This is a genomic window from Paraburkholderia graminis (assembly GCF_003330785.1).
Classification (GTDB): Bacteria; Pseudomonadota; Gammaproteobacteria; order Burkholderiales; family Burkholderiaceae; genus Paraburkholderia; species Paraburkholderia graminis.
The window spans coordinates 1,690,145-1,705,288 of record NZ_CP024935.1; the positions used below are offsets into that span (position 1 = coordinate 1,690,145).

The following is a 15,144-nucleotide window of genomic DNA, read 5'->3' on the forward strand; positions in this document are numbered from 1 at the left end:
AGCGCTAGCGCGCGTCAGGCTTCGCGCGTCTCCCGTTCCTTGCCGTCCTTCGCGTCGCGCAGATGCAGATGCCGCGCGGCACGCTGCGAAGCGACGATGATCAGCTTCATCGTTGCGCGCGTCGCGCCGACGAACAGCTTGCGCGCGATACGCTCGTCGAATGTATCGAAGTCGACCTCAGTAAGGATCACGCACGGCGCCGCCTGACCCTTGAAGCGATAGATCGACTCGAACAGAACGTCCCCGTCACGATATTCCGGACTCCCAAACAAATCGTACTTGCCCGTGAAGCTGCGCAGCCGATGCGGGCCGAGATGATCCTGCGCGGTCATCGCGGAGCCCTCGCGTCCGCGAAACGACAGCACTGCGATGTCCTGCTTGCGAAAGCCGAGCGACAGCGCCTGCGTGATGGCGCGCTTGGTTGCCTCAATGGCGCCCTCCGCCGCGTTCGCTTCGTCGTAGACGGACAGGGAGATGTCGGAGCCGTCGAACGGACTGCCTGACGCCAGCGCCGCCGCGCTCGACACCGAGCCGCCGACTACCTCGCGCACGTAATCGAGAATGTCGCGCGGGCTGCGGTAGTTGGTGGTTTCCTTCAGCGTCGTCCAGCCGGGCAGCGCGACCGGTTCGCGCATGTACAGGTTCTGTAGCGGATCTTCGAGCCACCACCACGCGCCGCCGGGGCTCAGCAGACGTTCTAGCGCAGCGACCCACGGCTCCTGAAAGTCCTGCCCTTCGTCGACGATCAGCACGTCGAATTGCCAGCGCGCGTCGATTGGAGTTTCGGCGAACATCGCTTCGAGCTGATCGAACACCTGGCCCGATTGAAAATCGGGCTGGCGGCCCGCATCGCGCGCGATCCAGTCGCACAGTTGATGATAGTTCGCGACCTTCGCCTCGGGCGGCGCGACGCGCGCGATGTGATCGGCGAGCGGCCGGTTGAAGCACACATACAAAGGACGCTGGCCGCGCGCGACGGCGTCTTTCATCACCTGCACCGCGAGTTGCGTCTTGCCTGAGCCGGCCGTGCCGATCACGCGCAGCCGGAACGGCGAGAACTCGAGCCGCCGCGCCCACGTTGCAAGGCCGCCTGCGAGCCGCGTGACGAGCGTGCCGGCCTGACCGACGAGCGCGCTTGCGTCGGGCGTGAGCGCGAGTTCATCGGCGAGAAAGTGATGGATTTTCGACGCGCACGAAAGGCGCGGCTCGTCGGCGGGCAGCGCTTCACGAATCACTGCGGCGAGGCGATCGCGCCGGGTTGCGTCGACGATCCGCGCGGGATTCACGCCCGCAATCGCCGCATCCTTCACGATATGGTCCGGGCAATACAGCAGTTCCTCGATGAAATAGGTGCCCGCGCCGAATGCCGCGGTAAAACGCCGGTGCAAGCCTTCGATGGTATGCGCGAGCGCGATCGCCACGTTGCGCTCGGTTTGCAGATAGACCTTGACGAGCCCCTTCGGCGTTTCGCGCAGAAAGCCGGTTTTCTGCTCGACGATCATCACGCGTCCGGCGGGACTGACGATCACGAAGTCGGCCTCGCCGAACACCGAGAAGTTCTGGTTCAGACGCGTCCAGTGCACGCCGTGATAGACGGTGTAGTTTTCAGGCAGCGCCTTTTCGAGCAGCGCAAGGGTTTCGCGTTCGCGCGCCGCCGCGCCGGTGGCGGCGAGGCTCTTCCAGTCGTCGGGGACAATGCGGGCCATGCGGTGCCTCGTCGTTTTGCGGTGCGCTCATTGTACGCAACGCATCATGCCGTGCGCGGCGCGCTCGCATGCAAAGCATGCGCATCGTGTATCGTTACTGGTTGAACGCCGCGCGAGGCGCGGCTTGCCAACTGTCGACAAAAAAGGATGACCGGATGATTACGATCTGGGGACGCGCGAATTCAGTCAACGTGCAAAAAGTCTTGTGGTGCTGCGATGAACTGGTGCTGCCGTACGAGCGCATCGACGCGGGCCTGCAGTTCGGGCGCAACAACGAACCAGCCTACCTTTCGATGAACCCGACGGGCAAGATTCCCACGCTGGTCGACGACGACTTCGTGCTGTGGGAATCGAACTCGATTCTGCGCTATCTGGTGCTGCAATACGGCGCCGCAAGTCCGCTCTATCCTGACGAGCCGAAATTGCGCGCGAGCATCGACCGCTGGCTGGACTGGTCGCTGTCCACGCTGCAACCGGCGGAGCGGCCGGTGTTCTGGGCGCTCGTGCGCACGCCGCCGGAACAGCGCGACGCCGCGAAGCTCGCCGACGACGTGCGCAACGTCGCCGCGCTGTGGCACCTGCTGGACACGCATCTGCAAGGACGCTTTTTCCTCGAGAGCGACAAGTTCGCGCTCGCCGACATCGTGATCGGCGCGTACGCGAAGCGGTGGTTCGGGCTCGATGGCGTCGAGCGTCCGCCGCTGCCCAATCTCGAGCGGTGGTATTCGCGCATCGCGACGCGTTCGGGCTTCAAGAAATACGTCGACTTTCCCTTGACGTGAGCTTCGACCGCGTTGCCTCGGCCAGGTGGGAACGTCCAGGGCCGGACGGCGATGCTATTTGCGCCCCGGCAGCAATAGCGCGTTGGCCTTTATAATCGACGCATGAAGAACGCCAAGCCCGCCGCGAACGCCGCCCATTCCGCCAGTCCCGCGAAAACGGAGAAACCCGCCGCTTCCGCCGACGCGCATGCTCATACGCACGCGCCGGCGCACACGCATGGCGAGTCACCCGAAGCGGCGCTCGCCCTTGCCGAGGAATATTGCCGCGAACGCGGGGAAAAGCTCACGCCGCTTCGCCGCAAAGTGCTCGAATTGCTGCTCAATTCGGGCCGCGCGACTAAAGCGTATTCGCTGCTCGACGAAATGCGCCAGATTCATCCGGGCTCGGCGCCGCCCACGGTTTATCGCGCGCTGGACTTTTTGCTGTCGGCAGGGCTCGTGCATCGCATCGAGTCCATCAACGCATTCACGGTCTGCCACGACCTGACGCAATGCCAGCACGGCATTCTCGTGGTCTGCCAGCAATGCGGCAACGTGACGGAACTGCATCAGCCGAAACTGCGCCAGGCGCTCATCGAGCAGATCGAAGACGCGGGTTACCGCGTCGCCAGCGACGAAATCGAATTGAAGGGATTGTGTTCCGCCTGCCAGGCGGCAGAGGCCGCCGCAGCGGTTTCTTCAAAGGCGGGAGCAACGGCGCCCGTCGCCGCGAAATAACGGCGGTTTGACTGTAATGGCGGCGCAAAGCGGCATCGGCTTCGCGCCGCATTTCGCGGCGTTTGGAGCGCCGCCGGCCAGGGCGGCGTGCCAGGGCGGCGTGTTAATTCACCTACTCAACGCGCCGCACGCGCGCCAATCGCGTCGTGCAGCAGCGTCACCAGATCTTCCGGCAACGCAGGTTTCGTCATGAAATGCTGGAAACCCTCGCCGATACTTCGCAGACGGTAAGCGTCATCCGTATGGCCTGTCAGCGCAACCGCCACCGACGGCGCATGATCTCCGCGAATCTCGTGATCACGCAGACGCTGGATCAGGTAGAAGCCGTCCATGGCGGGAAGTTCGAGGTCGCATACAACCGCGTCGGGCAGCAGCCGGACGGCCGCTTCGACGCCCTCTTCGGCATCCGCCACTGCAACGACGTTTGCCCCTTCCGCTTCGAGTAGCAGGGTCAGCGACTCCCGGCTGTCCGGGTCGTCTTCTACGAGCACGATCGTGGCCTGATCGAGTCTCAATGCTCCGTTCATCTTCTGTTGTTGCTCTAAAAATCCGGTTAGGCCGTCAGGCTTGGCCAACGTGTCGCCCTGCTGACTATGCTGGTTTTGCTGCTTGCCGCCGTTTTGTGCGGCCGCGATGTTGCTGTTCATGGTTCCGACTCGATTTCAGGTGCCGAGTTGCAGGAAAGCGCACGATTGTAAACAAGGGTCCCTGCAACGCGCGCACCATAACGCGCCAAAATTGCACGCCAATGAAAAAACGGCTCCCGGAGTCCTTGCGAGGACAACCGGTGCCGGCACCCGATTCCCGCGACAGCGCGTGCGATGCTCCGCACGTAGCTCGCCGCCGCGACTTCTTTTCGTCTTTCCGCAGATTTTTGTGCGATGCCCGCAGCCCCGTTGCGCAGCGTTCGCGTTCATCCCATCGGTAGCACGTTATGTGCCGCGCATCGGCGCGACATAACGCGCGCGGACCGGTTGCGCGTTATCGCTTTTAATCAGCTCACTGAGCTTTCTTCGGACCAATCCCCTGGGTGAGCAGCGCGACCGCGTGGCGCGCGATTTCTTCGCCGCCGACCTGGCGGCGCTTCGGATCGTTGCGCCACAGCTTCGACGTGGCGAGCGGCAGGACCGTCAGCCCGAGCAATGTGACGAACATCAACGACGGTTCAAGCGCCGCATTCAGAAGCCCTTCTTTCTGCCATCGTTCGATGGCGGCAAGCGACATCTTCTGGTTGGCGTCGCCGAAACGCTCGTGCATGCGCTGCCGCAACAAACCGCTATCGCTGATGACTTCGCGCACCCATAACGACGGAAACCACGGATGCTCCACCGCCCCCCGCACCATCCGCTGCGCAAGCTGCGTGATGGCCGCGACGGGATCGTCGGCATGCTCCTGGAATGGCACGCCGAGACCCGCGCGCAACGGTCCGATACGTTCGTCGATCAGCACGTCGAGCAGTTGCTCGCGCGTCTTGAAGTAGTAATGCATCATCGCCGGCGTGAAACCGGCCTCGCGGGCGATCTCGCCGAGCGTCGTATCGACGATGCCCTGGCGCGCGAACAGCTCGAGCGCCGCGTCGAGCAGACGGTCGCGCTGCTGTGCTCCGCGCGCCGCGCCCGAAGGCCGGCCGGGCCGTCGCACGGCAACGTCTTGCGGCGCGGCTGCCGGCGCGGCCGTCGCTGCCTTTGCCGCAGCACCGCGCACAGCACCGCCTGCGACGCCCGCACCGCGCGTAGCGCTCTTGCGCACTCTGCCCGCGCCCGCGCTACTCGCGCCCGCCTTCCCACTGCTCATCTTCTTGCCCACCGACGAAGTCCTTTTCATTGCTCTCGTGTTTGACGCGCGACCGGATGTCGCATATATTAATTTCTGCATTAATTAATTTCAATACGCCCCCATGCAAGAGTCCACTATCACACAACCCGAGCGCGTGCTGAACGCTGAGCCGCACGCCGCTTCGCCGCAAGACAGGCAGACGGAAAATCAGGCGGACGCGCATGCCGCCGGCCATCCGCCGATTCGCCTGCTGTTCCCCGCGCTGCTGCTCGTCATGCTGCTTGCGGCGCTCGACCAGACCATCGTGTCGACGGCGTTGCCGACCATCGTCGGCGAATTGGGCGGGCTCAATAATCTGTCGTGGGTCGTGACGGCTTATCTGCTCAGCTCGACTATCGTCGTGCCGCTCTACGGCAAGCTCGGCGATCTGTTCGGCCGCAAGATCGTGCTGCAAACCGCCATCGGACTCTTTCTCGTGGGCTCCGCGTTGTGCGGCATCGCTCAGGACATGACGCAGCTCATCGTGTTGCGCGCGTTGCAAGGACTCGGCGGCGGCGGCCTGCTCGTCGTGACGATGGCCGCTATCGCAGATGTGATTCCGCCGGCCGAGCGCGGCCGCTATCAAGGCGTGTTCGGCGGCGTGTTCGGTCTTGCAACCGTGGTCGGGCCGTTGCTCGGCGGCTTTCTCGTCGAACACCTCACATGGCGCTGGATTTTCTACATCAACCTGCCACTCGGCATTGTCGCGCTCGCGGTGATCGGCGCAGTGTTCAAGCCGCACGTGCGTCACGTCAAGCACATCATCGACTACATGGGCGCCGCGTTTCTCGCGGGCGCGCTGACCTGCATCATCCTGTTCACGAGCGAGGGCGGCACGACGTTGCCGTGGTCGTCGCCGGAACTCTGGTTCACGCTCGGGATGGGGCTCGTCGCGATCTGGGGTTTCATCCACGAGGAGCGCACCGCCGTCGAACCGATCATGCCGCTCGAACTGTTCAGGCAGCGCACGTTCGTCGTGAGCAGTCTGATCGGTTTTATCGTCGGCGTGTCGATGTTCGGCGCCGTCACGTTCCTGCCGCTTTATCTGCAAGTGGTGAAGAACTCCACGCCGACAGAAGCCGGCATGCAGATGCTGCCGATGATGGGCGGCCTCTTCGTCATGTCGATGGTGACTGGCCGCACGATCAGCAAAATTGGCCGTTATCGCATGTTCCCGATTGCCGGCACGCTGCTGGTCTCAGTCGCGATGTTGCTGCTCGCGCGCCTGCAGATCGACACGCCGATTCATGTGATGTATCTCGACATGGGCATTCTCGGTTGCGGTCTCGGCATGGTGATGCAGGTGCTGATTCTCGCCGTGCAAAACACGGTGGAGTTCAAACATGTGGGCGTGGCCACATCGGGCGCGACGTTGTTTCGTTCGATCGGCGGCTCGGTCGGCGTCGCGGCGTTCGGCGCCGTGTTTTCAAACGGCCTTGCCGCGCGGCTCGAAAAGCTGATTCCACCGGACACCCAATTGCCCCACGCACTCGGACCCGCGGCGATTCACCAGTTGCCCGACGCATTGCGCGCCGACTATCTGCAGGCATTCGCAGGCGCGCTGCATATGGTGTATCTGTCAGCGGCGTGCGTGGTGCTGCTTGCGTTCGCATGCGCGTGGCTGCTGAAAGATCATCCGCTGCGCAAGCAGTAAGTAATCGCATTGCGCTTCTTCTCTGTCGGTCGCTTCATGCCAACGTTAGTTGCAAGCGCCCGAAATTCATCTTCGAGCGGCGCGCCAATAGCATAAAAAAAGCGGCGCGCGCTCGTCTTCCTCACATGCACGATCATTCGTCCTACCTGGTAATGTGCGGTAGCGCACATAACATAGGGTCGATCGTCCATTGACGCGCGTCTCGAAACGCCACATATTGAAAACGACGGCATGCAACGTTCTCTTCGTGCATGCCCGGACTCTCTGGCGCATGTAGATCGTGGTTTCCGCGGACGCCGACCCCGCCTCAAACGCGATCGGGAGCATGCCGTAACGGCATTGTTTTCCACAGGTGGAGCCATAGCATGTCCACTCAAACCTTAGCTGGCCATCAATTTCCGACGCCCTGCAACCGATGTGGCGGCGCCCTCTACCGGCAACTCGAACACTGCCCGTATTGCGGCGCTTTTCATCCGCTCGATGACGACGCGTCTACCCGCAACGCGTTGCATGAAAGCAGGCCGAAAACGTTGAATACACTGAACATGTCGACGTTGCACGACAGCTTCACCGTGCCGACATTCAGCGAGCCCGACTTCCCCGGCGGCGCACTACATGCCGGATTGAATTTCGCGCCGGTGGCCAGTCTTCAAACGGCGCCTTCGCCGCTCGTCGCGCCGGATACTTCGTTGCTGCCCGTCACCGAAACCGGCGAGGTGGTGCAGCGCGCCGGTCTGCGTGTGCGGCACGTGGTGGTGGCGAGCGTGGCCGTTGTCGCCGCGGGCCTGGCGTATGTCGGCTATGCGCTATTGAGCGAGAGCCGCGAGCTGCATGGCAACGGCGACCAGGCTTTGGAATCCGCGCAGGATGCGAGGACCGCGACGGGCACCATCGCACGATACTCGCCGGATCAGGCGGCCAACACGGGTGTTGGCGCCGTGCCTGGCAAACCGATCAGCGCCGGCGCCATACGAAGCACCACGCAGGCGTTGCCGGCCGCCGTGCCGATCGCGATACCTTCAACGAAACCGGCCACGCCGCAATTCCGCGATGCCGGCCAGGCGTTGCAGGCAGCGCGGACCGCAGTCGCCGCGAACGATCTCAGCGCGGCGCAAGCCGCTCTGGCCGCGGTGCAATTGCTGCAACCGGACAGCAGCGAGGCGCAGACTCTCGCCGCGCGATTGAAGCCGTTGACGGCGCGCCGCGACGCTGCATTGCTCGCCGCGCAAATGTGCGCCGATCAGCAGTCGTGGCCCTGCGCGCGCGAGCATTCAGACGAGGCGCTCGCGCTGGACACCGGCAGCGACGCCGCGAAAACGATCCTCGAGCGCGTGATCCGCGAAACGGGCTGGGCGCCGCTCAACTCGCAGACGACGTCCAGTGCAAAAACCGTCCGTCAGACTACCAACTAATCAAACAGATATTTCGGATGCCGAATCGAACGGACGAGGTTGTGCCAACTGACCGATAGGTGCGAACCATGCTACATAAACTTTTGACGGGATGGCTCGGAGCGGCGTTGCTCCTCGCATCTTCGCTGATCAGTGCCGAACCCGCGCACTACAAGATCGTTACCGGCCCGGAACGGGGCACGTATATCCAGATCGGTCAGGACCTGTCCAAATGGGTCGCGCAACCCGTCGGCATCGACCTCGCCGTGGTCGCGTCCAAGGGCTCGGCCGAGAACGTGCAGCGCATGCGCTATGAGCCGGGGGTCAAGCTCGCTCTCGTGCAGTCCGACGTGTATCAGGCGTACATCGACATGGCCAACTCCGGCAATCCCGATGCCGGTACCGCGATTCGTCCGCTGCGTCTCATCATGCCGCTTTATGACGAAGAGATAAACGTCGTGGTGCGCGCGGATTCGCCGCTCAAAACGCTAAGCGACATCAAGGACAAAACCATCAGCGTCGGCCTGCTCGGCAGCGGCACCGCGCAGTCGGCGACCACGCTGTATCGCCTGATGTTCGGCCAGCCGATTCCCGAGCAGAACGTCCAGCATCTGAGCAACGAGGACGCACTCGCCGCACTGATCGTGAAAAAAGTGGACGTCGCCATCATCGTCGTCGGGCAGCCTGCGAAACTGTTCAACGACATGAACCCGGAACTGTTGCAGCAAATCCGTCTGCTAAAGGCCGATTCAGCAGCACCGGAAACGACCCGCGCGAAGCAAACCTATTTTCCGGCGACGATCCGCGCAACCAGCTATCCGAACTGGCTGAAGGAAGACGTTCCGACGCTGACGGTCAAGGCTTTCCTCGTCACTTACGACTACGGCTTGCGCGATACCGTCGGCAACCTGAATCACTTTGCCGACTCGCTGTGCGCGAACTTCGATAACCTGCAGGAACACGGGCATCCGAAGTGGAAACAGGTGAAGCTCGAGTTGCCGACGCTCGTACGCGGCTGGAAGTATTACCCGCCGGTCGAGAAGCATCTGCGTGCGTGCCTCGCCAACAGAACCGCGAGCGTCAACGCGGCGGCTGCCGCCGCGCAGGTCGCGCAAAAACCGCGCAGCACGTGTACGAACCAGGAGCGGTTGCTTTTGCTGTGCAAATGAATTGAATTGGGGGCGAGCAAACAGGCGCCCTCATGCACCGTCACGCCCGCTCGCGCTCGCCGCGCGTGGCCGCGCTTTCCATCGCCCGCTGCAAGGTTTCATACACTTTCGGCCGATTGCATTGCGATACGTTAAAGCGCAAATAGCCGCCAGCCGACTGCGAGACGCTAAACACATTGCCCGGCGCGAACACGACATTGGCGCCTAACGCATGACGCGCGACGTCGGCGGCGTCGAGCGAATCGGGCAGACGCGCCCAGACGAACATGCCCGCGCGCGGCCGCGTCCACACATCGAGGCCGGCGTAGCCGAGGCGGCGCATGGTCTCGCCCATCGCGTCCGCGAGCTTCGCGCGCATCGACTCGAGATGACGCCGGTACGTCCCATCCACCAGCAATCGATGCACGACGCTCGCCGTAAGCTGCCCGTTGCCGAACGTCGTGGCGAGCTTCAGGTCGATCAGCGGCTCGATCCACTCGCCGCGCGCAGCGATATAACCGCAACGCGCCGCCGCTGAGAGGGTTTTCGAAAAGCTGCCGATCGACACCACGCGCGTGAGCCCGTCGAAGGCCGCGAGACGCGGCGCGGCTTCGTCTTCGAAGTCGGCGAAGATATCGTCCTCCACCACGATCAGATCGTGCTCGCCCGCAAGCTTGAGCAGCCGATGTGCGATCGCCGGCGCGAGCGTGGCGCCGGTCGGGTTATGAATCGCGGAATTGGTCACATAAAGCCGCGGACGGTGCGTAATCAGCGCCCGCTCGAAGGCCGTGAGATCCGGCCCGGACGGCGTGTAAGGCACGCCGACGATACGCGCGCGATGCGCCCGCAGCAGCGCCTGAAAGTTGAAATAGCACGGGTCGTCGATCAACACCGTGTCGCCCGGTTCGAGCAGAAAGCGGCACACGAGGTCGAGCGCATGCGTGCCGCCGTCGGTCAGCACGATCTGCTCGGGCGGCGTGTCGACGCCGTGCTGCGCGAGCCGCCACGCGAGTTGCTGACGCAACGCGGGCAGACCGTACGGATTCGCGTAATCGGCGAGCGGCGACTGCGGATCGCGCGCTATCGCTCGCAACGCGCGGCGCACGCCGTCCTCGGGCAGCCACGACGCCGGCATCCAGCCGCAACCCGGCTTGAGCACCTTTGAGTCCGATTGCAACGACTGGCGCGTGAGCCACAGCGGGTCGACCTCGCGATCGAGACGCGGCCCGAGATCGGCGAGCGCGAGCGGCGGCGCGTGGCCCGACACGAAAAATCCCGAGCCGCGCCGCGCGACGATCACGCCTTCGGCAACGAGCCGGTCATAGGCCTCGACCACCGTCGACTTCGACACGCCGAGCGCGTCCGTCATCACGCGGATCGACGGCACGCGTGCGCCTGGCATCAGCGAGCGGCTGGCAATGCGTTCACGCAGATTGTCCATGACGATGCCAACCCGCGTGCCTTGCGGCTTTTCGCCGTCGGCGTTCTGTCCACTATCGCCCATCCGTACTGCTCCTTCGTCGGTACAGTTTGCATGAATTGTACTGATCCGTAGCTTAACGTTTTCATGCCGGGAGCGGATGCTATAGGCTTCATTTCATTGCGCACGGACTTTTCGAATGGACAAGACGACGAACGGCTGGCTGAGCGGGTTCATAGGCGTGTTGATCTTCAGCGGCTCGCTGCCGGCCACGCGCATTGCCGTGCAAGGGCTCGACCCTGTGTTTCTGACGGTCGCGCGCGCAACCATTGCAGGCACGCTCGGTCTCGCGCTGCTGCTCCTCTTTCGCGAGGCGCGTCCCGCGCGCCGCGACGTGATTCCGCTCGTGGTGGTCGCGCTCGGCGTCGTGGTCGGCTTTCCGCTTTTGACCGCGCTTGCGCTGCGGCACGTCAGCTCGGCGCACGCAATCGTATTCGTCGGGTTGCTGCCGCTTGCCACCGCGATCTTCGGCGTGCTGCGCGGCGGCGAGCGTCCGCAAGCGGCGTTCTGGCTGTTTTCCGCGCTCGGCAGCGGCGCAGTGGTCGCGTTCGCGATGCGCCACGGCATCGACGCGTCTCCGGTCGGCGATGCGCTGATGCTCGCGGCGATCGTCGCGTGCGGGCTCGGTTATGCGGAAGGCGCGCGGCTATCGCGGCACCTCGGCGGCTGGCAGGTCATTTCGTGGGCGCTGGTGCTGTCGCTTCCGCTGATGCTTCCGCTTGCTTGGTGGACCCGACCCGCGTCGTTCGAGGGCGTCAGCCATGCGGCGCTCTGGGGCCTCGCGTACGTGTCGCTGTTCAGCATGCTGATCGGCTTCGTGTTCTGGTATCGCGGCCTCGCGCTTGGCGGCATCGCGGGAGTCGGCCAACTGCAATTGCTGCAGCCGTTCTTCGGACTGCTGCTCGCGGGGCTTCTGCTGCATGAACAGGTGCCGCCCTCGATGATCGCCGTGACCGTCGCGGTGGTCGCGTGCGTGGCCGGCGCGCGGCGCTTTTCGAAGGCGCCGCCTGCACGGCGCACGGCGTGAGCCGCGCGGTGTTCGCGTACTACGATTTTTGAACGGCTTTGAATTTGGCGGCGCGGCGGGCATAGTAAAACGTATCGTCGGAAGAACCGGCACGACAGACCGTAAGCGCTATGCAAGGCCGCTCCTGGAATACGTTATGAGTACAACCCTCCCCGCCTCCGCTTCGGCATCGACCGCTGCATCGAGCGCCCCATTGATCCGCGACGCGACAGAAGCCGACTTGCCCGCGATTCAGGCCATTTACGCGCACCATGTACTGACCGGCGTCGCGTCGTTCGAGGAAGTCCCGCCTTCCGTCGACGAACTGCGCGCGCGTCTCGCGTCCGTGCGCAACCACGGATTGCCGTACATGGTCGCCGAGATCGACGGCGAAGTTGCGGGCTATTGCTACGCGACGCCGTACCGCCCGCGCGCCGCGTATCGCAACACCATCGAAGATTCGATCTACGTGAGCGACGCCTATCGCGGACGCGGCCTCGGCCGCGTGCTGCTGCAGGCGCTGATCGAACGATGCGAAGCCGGACCCTGGCGCCAGATGGTCGCCGTCATCGCGGACGGCGGCAGCGGCGGCTCGCTGTCGCTGCATCAGCAACTGGGTTTTGAGCTGATCGGCACGTTGAAGGCAGTCGGTTTCAAACATGGCCGCTGGCTCGACAGCACGTTGATGCAAAGGACGTTGGGCGCGGGCGCCACGACGCCACCCGATCAGCAAACGTAGCCGGTTCGCCTTCCGCGCAGCGCGGTAAAATCGCGGGCATGCCAAAACCGCCTCCGTCACCCGCGCCCGACGCCCCGCAACAGCCCGCCAACATGCCCGCGAGTGCCGCGCCGCGCAACGAATACACCGTCGACGAACTCGCGCGCGTGAGCGACACGACCGTGCGCAACGTGCGCGCGTATCAGGACCGCGGGCTTCTCGCGCCGCCTGAGAAGCGCGGCCGGGTCGGCGTGTACGACGACACGCATGTGTCGCGTTTGAAGCTCATCAATCATCTGCTCGCGCGCGGCTACACGCTCGCGAACATCCAGGATCTGATCAAGGCCGTCGACGAAGGACACGATCTTCGCTCGATTCTCGGCCTCGAAACCGCGATCGGCGGACGCTGGTCGCGCGAGCATCCGCGGAAATATTCGTTGATCGAGTTGCTGCAGATGTTCGGCGACAAGGCTTCGCCGGCGGCGCTTGCCAAGGCGGTCGATCTCGGCCTGCTGGAACGCGACGGCCTCTCGTTCGTGTCGGCGAGCCCCACTGCGCTCGCAGCCGGGGCGACGCTCGCGAAAGAAGGCATTCCGCTCGCCGATCTGCTCGAGGCCGTCGGCGCGGTGCGTCCGCATTTCAGCGTGGTCGCGAAGGCCCTGGTGGATCTGGTCGTGCGTCAACTCGACCGCTACGATCCCGACGCGCTTCCGCCGCCCGCCGACGTGCCCGCGCTCGTCGACGCAATCTGGCGCGTGCGGCCGCTCGCGATGGTGCTCGTCGAAAGCGAGATGAATCGTGCGCTGGAAGAAGCGTCCGGCGATTATCTCGGCGATCGCGTCGCCGCGATCATGGCGAAGAAACTCGGTGAATCCGGCGCGAAGCCGAGCATCGCGCGCCCGACGGGCACAAAGAAAACGCGCAAACAGTAAGTCAGCCGATGCGCGAGCTTTGCGCCGCAACGACCATCGCGTCATTGCGCCACCGCCGTTTCACCACTTCCTAGAGTCGGGCGTCTAGCCGCCCTCTTGCATCGTCCGTCTCCACATCCTATCGTTACATCACTCAATGTAACAGTTATGAGCGTAAAAGGGAGACGACGGGATGAACGCACGAATGCCCCACGACGTCACGGCGGACCACCCGTCCGCGCCTGCCGAGACCGACATCGCCATTATCGGGACGGGTTTCGCGGGCCTCGGCATGGCGATCCGCTTGCGGCAATCGGGCTTGACCGATTTTCTCGTCGCCGAAAAAGCCGATTCGGTCGGCGGCACATGGCGCGACAACCACTACCCCGGCTGTGCATGCGACGTGCAATCGCACGTGTACTCCTTTTCGTTCGCGCCGAATCCTCGCTGGTCGCGTATGTTCGCGCGGCAACCGGAAATCCGCGCGTACCTGGACGACTGTGTGCGGCGCTTTGGAGTCGAGCGTCATCTGCGTTTCGGCCATGAACTGACGAGCGCCATCTACGACGACACGCGCCGCCGCTGGCATCTGCGCTTCGCCAACGGACAGCAGTGGTCGGCGCGCGTGCTGATTTCGGCGATGGGCGGACTCTCGCGCGCGTCGACGCCGAACATTCCCGGCATCGAGACGTTCAAGGGCCGCGCGTTTCACTCGCAGCATTGGGACCACGGCTACCCGCTCGAAGGCAAACGCGTCGCCGTGATCGGCACGGGCGCAAGCGCGATCCAGTTCGTGCCGCAAATCGCGCCGCGCGTCGCGCATCTCGATCTGTTTCAGCGCACGCCGCCGTGGATCATGCCGAAGGCCGACCGCGCCGTGCGGCCCATCGAGCAGTGGCTTTTCAAACATCTGCCGTTCACGCAGAAGGTCATGCGCTCGGCGCTGTACTGCATGCTCGAATCGCGTGCGCTGGGGTTCGCGGTTCATCCGTCGCTGATGAAGACCGCGCAGAAAGTCGCCGAGCGGCATTTGCGCCGCCAGGTGCGCGACCCGCAATTACGCGCGACGCTCACGCCGGATTACACGATGGGCTGCAAGCGCATCCTCATTTCGAACGACTACTTCCCCGCCCTGTCGCGAGCAAATGTGTCGGTGACGACGAGCGCGATTGAGCGCATCGACGAAGACGCCGTCATCACGAGCGACGGCGTGCGTCATCCGGCCGACTGCCTGATCTTCGGCACGGGCTTTCAGGTTGCCGATCCGTTTGCCCGAGGCGTGGTGCGCGGACGCGGCGGCGTCGACATCGTCGATACATGGAGAGACGGCGCGCATGCGTACCTGGGTACGACATTGCCTGGCTATCCGAACTTTTTCATGATCGTGGGTCCGAACACCGGCCTCGGTCACAACTCGATGGTGTTCATGATCGAGTCGCAGGTCGAATACATTCTGCGTGCGTTGAAGGCGATGCAGAACGAAGGCGCAGCGGCGATCGAAGTGCGTCCGCACGTGGAGCGCGCGTACAACGAACAGATTCAGCAGCAGCTCGGCCGCGCGATCTGGTCGACGGGCGGCTGCAAGAGCTGGTATCTGGACCCGAGAACCGGGAAGAACACGACCCTGTGGCCCGGCTTCGCATACAAATTCCGCAAAGCCACCAGCACGTTCAGCATGGCCGATTACTTCGCCTATTCGCCCGCGCCTCAGAGCGTCAACGTGAACGTGAGCGCACATGCCGCTGCAACGCAAAGCGCGCATGTGCAAGGCACGGCATCGGCATCGGCGGAAGCGACCTGAAAACACGCAATAACG

At 63.8% G+C, this 15,144-nt stretch carries 13 protein-coding genes; 9 read left to right on the top strand and 4 right to left on the bottom strand.

Annotated features, from left to right (window positions below):
* Nucleotides 1-14: 14 nt before the first annotated feature.
* Nucleotides 15-1,706, bottom strand: a complete 1,692-nt coding sequence (locus CUJ91_RS25715) for an ATP-binding domain-containing protein (protein WP_114157474.1) — start codon at nt 1,704-1,706, stop codon at nt 15-17.
* Nucleotides 1,707-1,861: 155 nt separating this feature from the next.
* Between CUJ91_RS25715 and CUJ91_RS25720 the strand changes: the two genes are divergently transcribed.
* Both CUJ91_RS25720 and CUJ91_RS25725 read left to right on the top strand, forming a co-directional pair.
* Complete coding sequence (locus CUJ91_RS25720; RefSeq protein ID WP_114158059.1) at nt 1,862-2,488, top strand: glutathione S-transferase family protein; 627 nt, start codon at nt 1,862-1,864, stop codon at nt 2,486-2,488.
* 102 nt (nt 2,489-2,590) lie between these two features.
* Entirely contained in the window at nt 2,591-3,205 is a 615-nt protein-coding gene (locus CUJ91_RS25725; RefSeq protein ID WP_006053227.1) for a Fur family transcriptional regulator, read from the top strand.
* A gap of 116 nt (nt 3,206-3,321) precedes the next feature.
* On the opposite strand, the gene CUJ91_RS25730 is transcribed toward CUJ91_RS25725, so the two are convergent.
* Together CUJ91_RS25730 and CUJ91_RS25735 are read right to left on the bottom strand one after the other, a co-directional pair.
* Nucleotides 3,322-3,852 (bottom strand): response regulator, encoded by a 531-nt coding sequence (locus CUJ91_RS25730; protein ID WP_029968684.1) that lies wholly within the window; start codon nt 3,850-3,852, stop codon nt 3,322-3,324.
* 352 nt (nt 3,853-4,204) lie between these two features.
* On the bottom strand, nt 4,205-5,029 hold the full coding sequence (locus CUJ91_RS25735) for a TetR/AcrR family transcriptional regulator (RefSeq protein WP_167450672.1): 825 nt from the start codon (nt 5,027-5,029) through the stop codon (nt 4,205-4,207).
* 73 nt (nt 5,030-5,102) lie between these two features.
* Here CUJ91_RS25735 and CUJ91_RS25740 point away from each other — a divergent pair, with 73 nt between their 5' ends.
* From CUJ91_RS25740 to CUJ91_RS25750, 3 genes are all read left to right on the top strand, one after another.
* Nucleotides 5,103-6,674, top strand: a complete 1,572-nt coding sequence (locus tag CUJ91_RS25740; RefSeq protein WP_114157475.1) for an MDR family MFS transporter — start codon at nt 5,103-5,105, stop codon at nt 6,672-6,674.
* A gap of 365 nt (nt 6,675-7,039) precedes the next feature.
* On the top strand, nt 7,040-8,086 hold the full coding sequence (locus CUJ91_RS25745) for a hypothetical protein (protein ID WP_114157476.1): 1,047 nt from the start codon (nt 7,040-7,042) through the stop codon (nt 8,084-8,086).
* 68 nt (nt 8,087-8,154) lie between these two features.
* Nucleotides 8,155-9,234: a TAXI family TRAP transporter solute-binding subunit gene (locus CUJ91_RS25750; protein ID WP_114157477.1), complete on the top strand. Its 1,080-nt coding sequence runs from the start codon at nt 8,155-8,157 to the stop codon at nt 9,232-9,234.
* Between the two features lie 40 nt (nt 9,235-9,274).
* Here CUJ91_RS25750 and CUJ91_RS25755 read toward each other — a convergent pair whose 3' ends face one another.
* Entirely contained in the window at nt 9,275-10,717 is a 1,443-nt protein-coding gene (locus tag CUJ91_RS25755; RefSeq protein WP_114157478.1) for an aminotransferase-like domain-containing protein, read from the bottom strand.
* Nucleotides 10,718-10,832: 115 nt separating this feature from the next.
* On the opposite strand from CUJ91_RS25755, the gene CUJ91_RS25760 reads away from it, so the two are divergent.
* The 4 genes from CUJ91_RS25760 to CUJ91_RS25775 all read left to right on the top strand — a co-directional run bounded on the left by CUJ91_RS25760 (nt 10,833) and on the right by CUJ91_RS25775 (nt 15,129).
* Entirely contained in the window at nt 10,833-11,720 is an 888-nt protein-coding gene (locus CUJ91_RS25760) for a DMT family transporter (protein ID WP_029968674.1), read from the top strand.
* 136 nt (nt 11,721-11,856) lie between these two features.
* Nucleotides 11,857-12,438: a GNAT family N-acetyltransferase gene (locus tag CUJ91_RS25765; protein WP_114157479.1), complete on the top strand. Its 582-nt coding sequence runs from the start codon at nt 11,857-11,859 to the stop codon at nt 12,436-12,438.
* Between the two features lie 38 nt (nt 12,439-12,476).
* On the top strand, nt 12,477-13,349 hold the full coding sequence (locus CUJ91_RS25770) for a MerR family transcriptional regulator (RefSeq protein WP_192700305.1): 873 nt from the start codon (nt 12,477-12,479) through the stop codon (nt 13,347-13,349).
* 172 nt (nt 13,350-13,521) lie between these two features.
* Complete coding sequence (locus CUJ91_RS25775; RefSeq protein ID WP_114157481.1) at nt 13,522-15,129, top strand: flavin-containing monooxygenase; 1,608 nt, start codon at nt 13,522-13,524, stop codon at nt 15,127-15,129.
* Nucleotides 15,130-15,144 lie beyond the last annotated feature (15 nt).

Excerpts from the sequence above, each read along its gene's own strand:
- CUJ91_RS25715 (WP_114157474.1), bottom strand. The coding sequence starts at position 1,706 with ATGGCCCGCATTGTCCCCGACGACTGGAAGAGCCTCGCCGCCACCGGC.
- CUJ91_RS25720 (WP_114158059.1), top strand. The coding sequence starts at position 1,862 with ATGATTACGATCTGGGGACGCGCGAATTCAGTCAACGTGCAAAAAGTC.
- CUJ91_RS25725 (WP_006053227.1), top strand. The coding sequence starts at position 2,591 with ATGAAGAACGCCAAGCCCGCCGCGAACGCCGCCCATTCCGCCAGTCCC.
- CUJ91_RS25730 (WP_029968684.1), bottom strand. The coding sequence starts at position 3,852 with ATGAACAGCAACATCGCGGCCGCACAAAACGGCGGCAAGCAGCAAAAC.
- CUJ91_RS25735 (WP_167450672.1), bottom strand. The coding sequence starts at position 5,029 with ATGAAAAGGACTTCGTCGGTGGGCAAGAAGATGAGCAGTGGGAAGGCG.
- CUJ91_RS25740 (WP_114157475.1), top strand. The coding sequence starts at position 5,103 with ATGCAAGAGTCCACTATCACACAACCCGAGCGCGTGCTGAACGCTGAG.
- CUJ91_RS25745 (WP_114157476.1), top strand. The coding sequence starts at position 7,040 with ATGTCCACTCAAACCTTAGCTGGCCATCAATTTCCGACGCCCTGCAAC.
- CUJ91_RS25750 (WP_114157477.1), top strand. The coding sequence starts at position 8,155 with ATGCTACATAAACTTTTGACGGGATGGCTCGGAGCGGCGTTGCTCCTC.
- CUJ91_RS25755 (WP_114157478.1), bottom strand. The coding sequence starts at position 10,717 with ATGGGCGATAGTGGACAGAACGCCGACGGCGAAAAGCCGCAAGGCACG.
- CUJ91_RS25760 (WP_029968674.1), top strand. The coding sequence starts at position 10,833 with ATGGACAAGACGACGAACGGCTGGCTGAGCGGGTTCATAGGCGTGTTG.
- CUJ91_RS25765 (WP_114157479.1), top strand. The coding sequence starts at position 11,857 with ATGAGTACAACCCTCCCCGCCTCCGCTTCGGCATCGACCGCTGCATCG.
- CUJ91_RS25770 (WP_192700305.1), top strand. The coding sequence starts at position 12,477 with ATGCCAAAACCGCCTCCGTCACCCGCGCCCGACGCCCCGCAACAGCCC.
- CUJ91_RS25775 (WP_114157481.1), top strand. The coding sequence starts at position 13,522 with ATGAACGCACGAATGCCCCACGACGTCACGGCGGACCACCCGTCCGCG.